At 55.0% G+C, this 5458-nt stretch carries 9 protein-coding genes and 3 pseudogenes; 10 read left to right on the forward strand and 2 right to left on the reverse strand.

The window, feature by feature from the left end:
- The 3 genes and pseudogenes from BZK42_RS27225 to BZK42_RS29435 form a co-directional block, all read left to right on the forward strand.
- A pseudogene (locus tag BZK42_RS27225) lies at window positions 1-379 on the forward strand (hypothetical protein); the annotation flags it as partial.
- Complete coding sequence (locus tag BZK42_RS27230) at window positions 379-1125, forward strand: TIGR03747 family integrating conjugative element membrane protein (protein ID WP_080861349.1); 747 nt, start codon at window positions 379-381, stop codon at window positions 1123-1125. The pseudogene BZK42_RS27225 and the gene BZK42_RS27230, both read left to right, overlap by 1 nt.
- A 244-nt stretch (window positions 1126-1369) precedes the next feature.
- Window positions 1370-1546, forward strand: a pseudogene (locus BZK42_RS29435) (IS5/IS1182 family transposase); the annotation flags it as partial.
- Window positions 1547-1650: 104 nt separating this feature from the next.
- On the opposite strand, the gene BZK42_RS27240 reads toward BZK42_RS29435, so the two are convergent.
- Window positions 1651-2067, reverse strand: a complete 417-nt coding sequence (locus tag BZK42_RS27240; RefSeq protein ID WP_080861356.1) for a type II toxin-antitoxin system VapC family toxin — start codon at window positions 2065-2067, stop codon at window positions 1651-1653.
- A complete protein-coding gene (gene vapB / locus BZK42_RS27245; protein WP_064396317.1) occupies window positions 2064-2294 on the reverse strand; it encodes a type II toxin-antitoxin system VapB family antitoxin in 231 nt (76 codons plus the stop codon). The genes BZK42_RS27240 and vapB overlap by 4 nt, the downstream gene beginning before the upstream one ends.
- 178 nt (window positions 2295-2472) lie before the next feature.
- Here vapB and BZK42_RS27250 point away from each other — a divergent pair.
- The 7 genes and pseudogenes from BZK42_RS27250 to BZK42_RS27275 form a co-directional block, all read left to right on the forward strand.
- Window positions 2473-2748: pseudogene (locus BZK42_RS27250) on the forward strand (transposase); the annotation flags it as partial.
- A gap of 429 nt (window positions 2749-3177) precedes the next feature.
- Window positions 3178-3909 carry a CZB domain-containing protein gene (locus BZK42_RS27255; RefSeq protein ID WP_158083404.1) on the forward strand — a complete coding sequence of 244 codons (732 nt, stop codon included), beginning with the start codon at window positions 3178-3180 and terminating at the stop codon, window positions 3907-3909.
- Window positions 3910-3952: 43 nt separating this feature from the next.
- Window positions 3953-4132, forward strand: a complete 180-nt coding sequence (locus BZK42_RS28635; protein WP_143329765.1) for a hypothetical protein — start codon at window positions 3953-3955, stop codon at window positions 4130-4132.
- A 118-nt stretch (window positions 4133-4250) separates the two neighbouring features.
- Complete coding sequence (locus tag BZK42_RS27260) at window positions 4251-4565, forward strand: integrative conjugative element protein, RAQPRD family (protein ID WP_080861364.1); 315 nt, start codon at window positions 4251-4253, stop codon at window positions 4563-4565.
- Window positions 4562-4798, forward strand: coding sequence for a TIGR03758 family integrating conjugative element protein (locus tag BZK42_RS27265; protein ID WP_080861366.1), 237 nt, complete (start codon window positions 4562-4564; stop codon window positions 4796-4798). The genes BZK42_RS27260 and BZK42_RS27265 overlap by 4 nt, the downstream gene beginning before the upstream one ends.
- A gap of 50 nt (window positions 4799-4848) precedes the next feature.
- Complete coding sequence (locus BZK42_RS27270) at window positions 4849-5190, forward strand: TIGR03745 family integrating conjugative element membrane protein (RefSeq protein WP_249025186.1); 342 nt, start codon at window positions 4849-4851, stop codon at window positions 5188-5190.
- Window positions 5191-5205: 15 nt separating this feature from the next.
- The coding region (locus tag BZK42_RS27275; RefSeq protein ID WP_080861369.1) for a TIGR03750 family conjugal transfer protein at window positions 5206-5458 on the forward strand (253 nt) is incomplete at its 3' end.

The raw sequence follows: 5458 nt of genomic DNA on the forward strand, positions 1-5458 counted from the left end.
AAACACCCAGGACAGGGTGAGCAGCGTGAGGATGCCGCTGATTTCGACAGCGGAGCTTATCAGCCTGCCAAAAGGACAGGCATTCGCTCTGCTGGAAGGCGGAAAACTGTGGAAAATCAGGATGCCGTTGCCGTCGGATGCGAACGATGTGGCGATGCCGCCGGGTATGGAGGCGATGGTCACCGCGATGCGCCAGGGGTACCGGACGGGTGAGTCCTGGTGGCCGTCGATAACCACCCTGCCGGACCCGGCCAACCCTGACCAGGAACCTCAGATACCGCTGTCCCCCGTTCCGGCAGGTACAATACACTCTCCGGAGTTACAGGGGCCTGAGGTCACAGGGGAAGCAGCGCAGGAACAGAAAGAGGATGATGTGTAATGGCGAAGGAAGAATCTCGTCCGCCGCAGAACACGTCTCCGCCGAAAAAGGCGGGCCTGCTGTGGCTGCTGTTGTGGCGTCTGCCGTGGCATATTGCCGGTATCCTGTTTGCTTCGCTGTTTCTGAGTTTGTTGGTGGAGTATGCGGGCCTGGTGTTCTGGTGGCCGGAGCAGGGGGCGCAGCATGCCAGAGCCATGATGGAGACGGAGCTGCGGTTTCTGTCGTCGGATTTCACCCGCAGCCTGGTGCTGTCACATCCGTCAGTGACGGTGATGTCGTGGGTGCGGGAAGGATACCAGTGGCTCGCGGAGAACATTATGCCATCCGGCGCCCTGAATAACGGCTGCAGCCACGGTAATCTGTTCACGCAGACGCTGACGGACAGCGGGACATGGCTTGCCGTACAGTTCAGGGGCTTTCTGGAAGCGACGCTGTATATCACAGTGGTGTTTTTGGTGCGGGTGAGCATCCTGCTGCTGTCACTGCCGCTGTTCGTGATGGCGGCGGCGGTGGCGATGGTGGAGGGGCTGAGCCTGCGTGACCTCAGGCGGTACGGGGCGGGGTATGAGTCGAGTTTTCTCTACCATCATGCGCGGGGGCTGATAAAGCCGTCGCTGGTGTATCCGTGTATGGCGTATCTGTCATGGCCTGCAGCGGCGTACCCGAATGCGTTTCTGCTGCCGTCGTCACTGTTGTTTGGCGTCGTCCTGACCGTACAGGCGTCCACCTTCAAGAAATATCTATAGAAAACATCCGCACCCCCAAAAGGCCTTTTCTGCTTTGCGTTGACAGTCACGAAGGAAGTCAGAAAACGAGACGACAGAAGGGTGATCACAGTCCGCTTAGTGCCTGGGCTGTGTGAAAACTGCTGATCACTTTTTGGTCTAAGTAGTGGCTTTATATGATCAACCATTCTTGATAAACCCATGGGGGTCACCTATTTTATTTAATAAAATTAAAAGCATACAATTAAATATTGCGGGTGCAGATATGACTCACCACATTAAAGGTCAAGGCAGACATCTGGTGACGTTGCCCCCTGAAGTGCTGGATGATTTTGTCACAGAAGACAGCCCTGCCAGGGCTATTGATGTTTTTGTTGATGAATTACAGCTTGATGCTCTTGGCTTCGAGCGCGTTAATGCAAAACAAACCGGGCGGTCAGGAGATCTTGCTCCCTGACTGAGGTAGTACTCAGATACTCCAAAACCGAGTTTTTACACAGCCTGTGCACAAAGCGGACATTCCGGCCTTTAAGATTCTTTCTGCCGTCAGTTAGCCCAGTCTTCCAGAACTAGGCCAGGTACACGCTCAAACTCTCGCACGTTGTTCGTCACCAGCACAGCGCCAGCGGCGATAGCATGCCCGGCAATCGCCGTGTCGTTCGGACCGATTGACGTCCCGGCTGCAGTCAGCGCGGCCTTAATCTCCGTGGTTGCATCCACCGCGTCGCGGTCCCAGGCGAGGATTGCATCGAGACGGGCGCAGAAAGCTTCGACAAGCAGGCCGTGGCGGGGAGATGCCTTTTTTCCGATTGCACCGAAACGCATTTCGGCATAGGTAATGGCCGAAACCACGATGCGGTGATTGCGTAGTACTGCCTGTTCAAGCCGTTTAATGACAGTTTCCGGCTGCTCACGCATGATGAACGAGCAAATGTTGGTGTCCAGCATATAGGTCTTGATCATAGGTCAAACCGTCCTTCATCGCTGACGATGTCCCCACGCTCGGCCATAAAGTCCGAATCGGCTTTTTCGAGCTGAGTAAACGAACCCCATGTTGGGCGAACGGGACGGAGGATAATGCTGTCACCTTCCCGGACGATCTCCAGTTCGCTCACTCCCTCAAAATCCAGGTCTCGGGGCAGACGGATAGCGCGATTATTGCCGTTTTTGAATATCGATACGGTTCTCATAATATTTCTCCTGATAGGTTAGCTTTAAAGCATATGCCAAGTATATGCAGATGTGGGGCATATGTACAGATGTGGTATCTTCTGATTGATGAAATCTGCACATGTGAGACATACAAATATGTTCTCCACACCTCAACTAATCTTTACTTCACCTAAAATCTGAATAGGCAGTGTCGGATACCATCCAGTCAACAGCTTTAAAGCAAATCGGCGCAAGCTGGCAATGCTCCAGCGCCAGTTAAGCCGCAAAGTTAAATTCAGTGCCAACTGGCAGAAACAGAAACGAAAAATCCAGCGTCATCTCTCTCACATTGCCAATATCCGGCGCGACTACCTTCACAAAGTCACCAGTGAAATCAGCAAAATCCACGCGATGATCGTCATTGAGGACTTGAAGGTCAGTAACATGTCGAAATCGGCAAAAGGTACGTCAGAGCAGCACGGACGAAACGTTACGTCACCGACTCCGGGTTATCCAGCTTAAGCACTGGCGCACGGGAACGACTGTCTATAGTCGCCTCCGCAGTCTCGGGGCTACCCATGAGCTGGCCGCACTTATGGCGGGAGGCGCGGGACACTGGTGGAGACACAGCGAAGCTGGGTTGAACCGTATACTCACAGTCGACTACTTTGATGCTTTGGGCTTTCCTCGACTCGCATGACCTCAACTTCTCGAACCGCCCGGTGCGGACCCGCATGCCGGGTGGTGTGGCAGGGGCGCAGCTAACTGCTGCCCCCTATGCCGATCAAGTCTGCGGTAACCTGCCACAGGGCCGAGTGGCAGAATATTCTGAAACAATCCGGCACCGCTTGTCTTCCGTGTTATTTTAATTCCTTACTTTTAATTTTCTTTACTTTCCGCAAGTGGTGGCAGGGGGGGATTGTGGCATCAGGTGACAACGCGCTTTTTTCCATGGTGTACAGAATGCTGCAGGCTAAGCAGGTGCATGTGCTGTATACCGCAGAAAAAGCGGAAAAACTGTATTCCGGCATGTCTGATGTGGCGAATGAGAATGAGGCGATTGCCGATGGGGTCACAGGGCTGGTCAATCAGATGTATTCCCTGCGGGGCAGGCTGAACAACAAGCTTGGTACCCTGACGCCCCGGGAGAGGCGATACGGAAATAAAGTGATTGCCCTGCTGAACGGATTGATTGACGAGAATGAAAAAATACAGGGAAAGCTGACCGTGTCTGCAAACACGATACGATGCACGGCGTACAGTCTGCAGGTAACGGTTCTCAAAGCCATTCATTACCAGTGGCGGGAGAGGGTGTACATGTCGGTTCTGGAGGGGAAGGACACGTTTCCTGCGGAAGATGAGAATCAATGTGCCCTGGGACGCTGGTATCAGGGCGAAGGTCGGAAAAGCTTTGGCTCCCTGCCGGCGTTTGTCCGTCTCGGGGAGGCGCACAGGAAACTCCATCAGGCACTTGCCGCCCTGGTACAGGAATCCCACAGTGAGATACGCACACAGGAACGGATACTGACAAAACTGGATGTGCTGGATTCGGTCAGCCAGGCTGTCATCACCGCTCTGGATGAACTGGATAACAGTGTCATCAGACAGGGCGTGACTGACATACCGGTATCCCGTTTTCCGCCGTCACGGTGACCCGCCGTTTAACCATTGTGTCACATTATGGCATTCAGGATGAATGTTAAGAGTCTGCGAAGAGTGCACTTCGCAGACGTCCGGGAGCGATGTGAAAGGACGGGTTCTGGTCTGGCTGCTGATGCTGTCCTGCCTTTGTGGCGGGCTGGCGTTGTATTATGTGGTGTACCAGCAGGTCAGGCATGATCTCTTCCTTTCCTGCAACTCCAGTTCCTTCCCGTGATTATTCCACAATAATCCCCGTGCTTTTTTTCAAAATCCGAAAAACAGTTTACTGCTGATTTTCATCGGTGTTTCCGACAACCTGTGCGCGAACCTTTTTATTCAGGAGCGCACAGGATATGTCCCGTCGTTACTTCCACATTCCAGCCATCCTGCTGTCGCTGGCGGTACCCGCAGCCTTTGCATCCGAAAAGGATGAACTGGCCCTGGTGATGCGCCAGCTTGACCAGCTTCAGGCCTCCCTTGATCGCGCGCAGACCCTCAGCGCACAGGCGTCAGGCGACGGTCGTTTTTATTTTGATTATACCCGCGCCACCGCGGATATCCGGGTGATGAAGCAGGGTATTTCACAGTATCTCGACCCGTCCCGCGCCCAGCCCCGGCTACCGGAAGGTGATGCGGTCAGCGGGCAGTACCGCCGGGAGCGCCCGTGAACAGCGCCCAGCGTACGGCCTTTATCGCCGGCTCCGGTGGTCTGGAGCCTGCAGTCATCAAACATCTGGTGGTGGCACTTTTCTTCGCGCTGCTTTTTCTGCTCGCGGCCTGGATGATACGGACCGTCTACGTCGGCTGGTCTAACCAGGACGTGAAGGCGGGGGCGGCCGGCATGTTTGTGGTGCGCCTGATAATCCTGCTTGAACTGGCAATACTCTTTTACAGCTATTAATGACCGTCCGGTGGCGGTCAGTCACCGGCGATTTAATACAAGGACTGACAATGATGACACTGATTACCCGTCTGCGTGGCGTGGCCACGTTCTGCACAGGCCTTTTCTGGTCTCTGGCGGCCCGTGCGGATTTGCCCAAAATCACCGGTGGCGCAAACTCCGCCGACGTGATGGAGGATGTCAAAAGTATGAGCCGCAACGGGGTGGCTTACGGGGCGCTGGTTATCTGCGCCGCCGCCTTCATTGTGGTGGTCATCTCCTGCGTCGGTACCTATCACAAGATTGGTGACGGCAAGGCCAGCTGGTTTGACTTTGGCGTCCGTGTGGTGGTGGGTGCCATTATGATTGTGCTGGTCATCTACTTCCTCAACAAGGCCGTGACGGTCATCTGAGCGGAGGGCACGAGTATGGCAGCGATTGATTTTATTCCCGACCGCCTGAACGTCCGCCCGGTGGTGTGGCGGGGATTTACCGTCGGGGAGCTGGGTGTGGCGGCGCTGTGCGGTAGCGGACTGGGGCTGGTCATGGCGGTGTTTGTGGTGCCGTTCGCGGGCTGGATTGCCTTTCCCATGCTGGCCATCCTGATGCCCCTGCCGGTGGCCTGGTTCAGCGGCGACTGGCTGACGCGTTACAAGCGTAACAAGCCGGATAACTACCTCT

This window comes from Citrobacter braakii (genome assembly GCF_002075345.1).
GTDB classification, from domain to species: domain Bacteria; phylum Pseudomonadota; class Gammaproteobacteria; order Enterobacterales; family Enterobacteriaceae; genus Citrobacter; species Citrobacter braakii.

Excerpts from the sequence above, each read along its gene's own strand:
- BZK42_RS27230 (WP_080861349.1), top strand. The coding sequence starts at position 379 with ATGGCGAAGGAAGAATCTCGTCCGCCGCAGAACACGTCTCCGCCGAAA.
- BZK42_RS27240 (WP_080861356.1), bottom strand. The coding sequence starts at position 2,067 with ATGATCAAGACCTATATGCTGGACACCAACATTTGCTCGTTCATCATG.
- vapB (WP_064396317.1), bottom strand. The coding sequence starts at position 2,294 with ATGAGAACCGTATCGATATTCAAAAACGGCAATAATCGCGCTATCCGT.
- BZK42_RS28635 (WP_143329765.1), top strand. The coding sequence starts at position 3,953 with ATGTTAAGAGTCTGCGAAGAGTGCACTTCGCAGACGTCCGGGAGCGAT.
- BZK42_RS27260 (WP_080861364.1), top strand. The coding sequence starts at position 4,251 with ATGTCCCGTCGTTACTTCCACATTCCAGCCATCCTGCTGTCGCTGGCG.
- BZK42_RS27270 (WP_249025186.1), top strand. The coding sequence starts at position 4,849 with ATGATGACACTGATTACCCGTCTGCGTGGCGTGGCCACGTTCTGCACA.